The sequence below is a fragment of the Aquirufa ecclesiirivi genome, assembly GCF_011250515.1.
Taxonomy (GTDB): domain Bacteria; phylum Bacteroidota; class Bacteroidia; order Cytophagales; family Spirosomataceae; genus Aquirufa; species Aquirufa ecclesiirivi.
The window spans coordinates 1-213 of record NZ_JAANOP010000036.1 but is presented as its reverse complement, the minus strand read 5'-3'; the positions used below and the strand labels follow the sequence as shown (position 1 = coordinate 213).

The window sequence follows — 213 nt, the reverse complement described above, 5'->3', positions numbered from 1 at the left end:
ATATAATACCATCACTTACTTGGATATTCGCAGTTTCCACTTGGTATAAAATCAAATCTACTTGGGCTATTCCGTTTGTAAATACAACCTGAACAGGCTGTCCAAAATCGATTCCAGAGACACTCGGTTTACTAATTGGGTTAGTCGTAGTACTTGCTCCTGAAAAAGTTAGTGTTTTGGTTCCTGAATAAAGCGCATTCACTTTCCCTTCAC

Annotated in this window: 1 protein-coding gene; it reads right to left on the bottom strand. The window is 38.5% G+C overall.

The genetic code is table 11. The features are described 5' to 3' along the window. The coding region (locus G9H65_RS13360) for a hypothetical protein (RefSeq protein WP_166375827.1) at positions 1-213 on the bottom strand (213 nt) is incomplete at both ends.